Consider the following 3,918-nt stretch of genomic DNA (forward strand, 5'->3'; position numbering starts at 1 on the left):
CGAGGTGTCGCCGAACAGCGCGGCGCGGCCCGCGGTGGACAGCGCACCGAGCGCGACGACGCCCAGCGCGGTCGCCTCGGACAACGTCCAGCGCACCAGGTCGTCGCGCATCCGCCCGCCGCGGCGGGGAGCCCGCCAGGCCAGCACCGCGGCGGCGTCGTCGGGTTTGCGCACGCCGTGGCCGCCGGGGAGTTCGTCCAGCAGGCTCAGGATCCGCATCCGGTCGCGCGGCGCCAGCGGCCTGCGCAGGTCCTCGGAAAGCGGGCCGAGCAGCCGGTCCTTCTCGTCGCGGGCGCCGATCAGGCCGGGCAGCCGCGGCATGTCCAACCAGGTGCTGGCCAGCGGAGCCCAGCGTTGCTCCGGGCCCGCGGCCAGCCAGGTGTCCGCGCCGTAGGTGAGCATCCACTGCGGCTCGTTGCCTTCCGAGGACGCGATCAGGTTCGCCGCCACCGCCAGCTCGACCAGCAGCGAAACCCGCGACTCGTCGACCTCCAGGACCTTGGCGGCACGGCGGATCTCGCGGACGCCGACACCGCCGGAACGCAGTACGTCGGGCGGTTCCTCGCTCCACAGGTGCAGCAGCGATTCCAAGTGCCGCAGCAGTTCCAGCACCTCACCGGCCGCCGTGGAGTCCACAGTGGATTGGCCGAGGTCGGCGAGGTCGAGCAGCGGCTCCTCCGGCTCGACCGCGCCCATCGGGTGCGCACCGCGCACCGCGAAGGCGAGCTGGCGGGGCAGCTCCACGGTCGCCGCGTCCCGGCGCAGCAGCAGGCCCTTCGCCAGCAGCCGCTGCACCGGGGTCTGGGCATCGGCGAGGGTGAAGTTGCGGCCCGCGTCCTTCGTGCTGCCCACCGGCTGATCGCCCGCGAGCTTGCCGACCAGGTCCCGCTCCTGCTGGTCCAGTGCGGCCAGCGCGGTGTGCGCCGCCGCTTCGGTCATGTCCTCGGCCGGGCGGCCCAGCCCCGCCGGGAACGTCGGCAACGACTCCCGCACCGCGGGCACCACCGACAGCTCTTCGTCCGCGCCCCAGGCCAGCGCGCGCAGCCGCAGGTCGGCGACGGACCGGCGGGTCCGCTGCGGAGTGACCTCGGCGCCCAGCAACTCCGCGACCGCGTCCAGCGGCACCGGGGCCGCATCCGCGTCCAGCAGCACCAGTGCTTCCAGCGTGGACAACGTGAACGAGTCCAGGTCCTCGCACGCCCGCGCCACCGAAGAGCGCACGCCGGCCCGCGTCGCCAGCACCGACGTGTCCGCGGGCGGGGGAGTGGCCAGGTCCGGCCGGGCGCGCAGCAGCGCGACCAGTTCCTCGTCGTCGCGTGCGCGCAGCGAGTCCGCGAGTGCAGCCATCCCGGCCACGATACCGAGCCGGATGCGCGTGCCCACGCGGTTCGTCCGGTGTGACGCGTGCGGGGTGGGGTTCGTTCGGGCGGCCCGGTCGGGCAGACTTGCATGGGCAGGCCGGATGACCTGGCCAGCAGACCCCGGCAAGACGACCCCGGCAAGACGACACAGCGCGGAGGGTGACCGTGGCAGGCAAGGCGAAGAAGGACCGCATCGACCCCGCGTGGCCGCAGGATCCGCACGCGGTCAGCGAGCTGGTCGCCGACAAGCAGGGCGCGTTGTCCCCGTTCGGCGGCACCACGTTCCCGCTGGACGAGGAGACCGTCCCGTACGAGCACCCGGTCACCGAGATCAACAAGTAGGCCCTCGCCGGAGCCTCCGGGCCGCGCCCTGCACGGGCGCGGCCCGTTTTCGTGTCGCACCCTGTCCCCGTCCGCATCGCGCGCGGATCCCATTCGTCCCGATTCCATCCGGAGGCAAGGGGGTTCCGGCGGAAAAGGTGTTGGTCGTTGGTCACAAAGCGGAAAGTTCTGGAGATTTTCTTTGTAGGGTGAAGCCCGTCCGCTTTGGCGGCACGCAGGGCTTGCCCTCCGGCGAGTTCTGTGCAAGGGCTCGAAGCTTCTCGCGTAACAGGGGTGTGACCATGCCGGTTCCAGGTCCGGGGTACTCGATCACGGTCCGGGTGGAGGCGCCGCCGTCGGCCAGCGCCGCCGGTGACCTCACCACCGCCATCGGCCGGGCAGGCGGGGTGCTCACCGCCTTCGACGTGGTCGAGTCGCACGCCGACCGCATCGTCGTGGACATCACCTGCAACGCGCTGTCGGCCGATCACGCCAACGACATCACCGACCGGCTCGGCGAACTGCCCGGCGTGCAGGTGCGCAAGATCTCCGACCGGACCTTCCTGGTGCACCTCGGCGGGAAGATCGAGGTGAACTCCCGGGTCGCGTTGGCCAACCGCGATGACCTCTCGCGCGCCTACACGCCCGGTGTCGCGCGGGTGTGCACCGCCATCGCGGCCAACCCGGAGGACGCCCGCAGGCTGACCGTCAAGCGCAACTCGGTCGCCGTGGTCACCGACGGTTCCGCGGTGCTGGGGCTGGGCAACATCGGCCCGGCTGCGGCGCTTCCGGTGATGGAGGGCAAGGCCGCGCTGTTCAAGAAGTTCTCCGGCGTGAACGCCTGGCCGGTGTGCCTGGACACCCAGGACACCGAGGAGCTGATCCGCACGATCGAACTGCTCGCCCCGGTCTACGGCGGCATCAACCTGGAGGACATCGCCGCACCCCGGTGCTTCGAGATCGAGGCCCGGCTGCGCGAGAAGCTGGACATCCCGGTGTTCCACGACGACCAGCACGGCACCGCGATCGTGGTGCTCGGCGCGCTGCGCAACGCGCTGCGAGTCGTCGGCAAGAACATCGAGGACTGCCGCATCGTGGTCTGCGGAGTGGGCGCCGCCGGTTCGGCGATCATCCGGTTGCTGCAGCACAAGAAGCCGCGCGACATCATCGCGGCGGACATCGACGGCATCGTGCACAGCGGGCGCGGCGACACCGACCCCAACCTGCGATCGATCGCCGCGAGCACCAACGCCGACGGTCGCACCGGCACGCTCTCGGACGCGATGCCCGACGCGGACGTGTTCATCGGGGTGTCCGCGCCGAACCTGCTCGGCGAGTCCGACGTGGCCGCGATGAACTCCGATTCGATCGTGTTCGCGCTGGCCAACCCGGATCCGGAGATCGACCCGCTGGAAGCGCGCAAGCACGCGGCGGTGGTGGCCACCGGCCGCAGCGACTACCCGAACCAGATCAACAACGTGCTGGCCTTCCCCGGGTTCTTCCGCGGGCTGCTGGACGCGCACGCGCACGAGATCACCGACGACATGATGATCGCGGCGTCGAACGCGATCGCCGACGTCGTCGACGGGGAGGAGCGGGTGAACGCTTCGTTCATCGTGCCCAGCGTGTTCGACTCCAACGTGGCTCCCGCCGTGGCGGAGGCCGTCCGCAAGGCCGTGATCGCCGGCCGCTCCGAGCCGCCTTCCCCCGGCGGCACCTCCCTGCCCTGGTCCATGGCCGAGGACTTCGACTACTGACCCGCCCGACACGCCCGCCCAAGCCCGTGTCCGCCGGTAAGTGAACGGCCTGTTCGCCCGGCTAGATTGGTCGAACGGTCCGTTCGCTCACGTCGTTGTTGGTCGGAGCGAGTGATGTGCGGGCGTGTCGGCCATTGCCGCGGCATCCCGGCAGCCGTCGCTCGTTCGGCGCCGCGCTCTAAGGTGCGGGCATGGGGCACAACGAACTCACGCACACCGACGAGTCGGGCGCGGCACGCATGGTCGACGTCTCGGAGAAGTAGGCGAGTGCGCGCACCGCCGTGGCCACCGGCGTCGTGCGCACCACCGAGGAAGTCGTCGCGCTGGTGCGCAGCGACGGCCTGCCGAAGGGCGACGCGCTGGCCACCGCCCGCATCGCGGGGATCATGGCCGCCAAGCGCACCCCGGACCTCGTGCCGCTGTGCCATCCCATCGCGTTGTCCGGCGTCGAGGTCCAGCTCGAGCCCGCCGACGCGGAA

The 3,918-nt window shown here is 71.4% G+C and carries 2 protein-coding genes and 2 pseudogenes; 3 read left to right on the top strand and 1 reads right to left on the bottom strand.

All coding sequences use genetic code 11. The features are described 5' to 3' along the window. Positions 1-1,347: pseudogene (locus IJH84_RS18925) on the bottom strand (DNA-binding protein); the annotation flags it as partial. 179 nt (positions 1,348-1,526) lie between these two features. On the opposite strand from IJH84_RS18925, the gene IJH84_RS18930 reads away from it, so the two are divergent. The 3 genes and pseudogenes from IJH84_RS18930 to IJH84_RS18940 form a co-directional block, all read left to right on the top strand. Further along, entirely contained in the window at positions 1,527-1,703 is a 177-nt protein-coding gene (locus IJH84_RS18930; protein WP_200068378.1) for a hypothetical protein, read from the top strand. Between the two features lie 281 nt (positions 1,704-1,984). Further along, positions 1,985-3,439, top strand: a complete 1,455-nt coding sequence (locus tag IJH84_RS18935) for an NAD-dependent malic enzyme (RefSeq protein WP_200068379.1) — start codon at positions 1,985-1,987, stop codon at positions 3,437-3,439. A gap of 191 nt (positions 3,440-3,630) precedes the next feature. Beyond that, positions 3,631-3,918, top strand: a pseudogene (locus tag IJH84_RS18940) (cyclic pyranopterin monophosphate synthase MoaC); the annotation flags it as partial.

It is taken from the genome of Saccharopolyspora sp. (genome assembly GCF_017434145.1).
GTDB lineage: Bacteria > Actinomycetota > Actinomycetes > Mycobacteriales > Pseudonocardiaceae > Saccharopolyspora_C > Saccharopolyspora_C galaxeae.